Here is a 728-nt window from a genome sequence, read left to right as displayed (position 1 = left end):
TTTTTTTGCTTCATCTCCCAGAGAGTTTAAAAGTTTCTCAAAACCTTCACTCCCATAATTCTCTAAAACAAAGTCCTTCAAACTTTTTATTAAAATTCCTCTTACTCTCAAATTCTCCATAACTTCTAATTCTAATTTTAAAATTAATTAAAGTTCAAATAAATCAAAAAGTTAAATTATTTTAAATGTTTTTAGATTTTTAAAAGGTTTAGATGTTTAATTTCTGTTTACTTTTTTCGCCTTTGTTTCTTTTTAGTCTTCGATTTTACCTTGATTTTTTGTTTTGCCTTTATCTTTTTCTTATAAAACTCAAAGGGTGAAACAAAATCTCCTTTCGTTTTTTGAACCTTTAAAAGTCTTTCCTTTTGTTCGTTGAGTACATCGAATAATATTTTGGGAGTATCCTTAATCTCCTTATAAATCTCTAACATTCTCTCAATTTTAGCGAGATGTGCAGGTATTCTTAATGTGAACTGCTTTATATAATCTTCTTTTTTATAATCCTTCCCTAAGACTTTTTTGAAAAGTTTCTTTAAATCTTCATACTTTGGTATATAGCCAGTAGGTGTTTTGACTGCATCAACTTCATTATTTACCCTTAGCTCCATCCATTTATACCATACTCTCTTGTCAGCCTTTTCATTCAAAAAGTTTCCATTTTCATCTCTTAAAAAGTAATTAACAGAGAAAATTCTTGGTTTTTTCCTTAATTTTTTACCAAAGTCAAG

Annotated in this window: 1 protein-coding gene; it reads right to left on the bottom strand. The window is 27.6% G+C overall.

Translation table 11 applies throughout. The annotated features are described in order from the left end of the window. Positions 1 to 227: 227 nt before the first annotated feature. On the bottom strand, positions 228 to 728 hold a 501-nt coding region (locus ABDH49_02580; protein MEN3045862.1), incomplete at its 5' end, for a phosphoenolpyruvate carboxykinase domain-containing protein.

It is taken from the genome of Candidatus Hydrothermales bacterium, from assembly GCA_039630235.1.
Taxonomy (GTDB): Bacteria; Hydrothermota; Hydrothermia; order Hydrothermales; family JAJRUZ01; genus JBCNVI01.
Note: the sequence above shows the minus strand (reverse complement) of the source record. Positions and strands in the feature narration are given on the sequence as shown.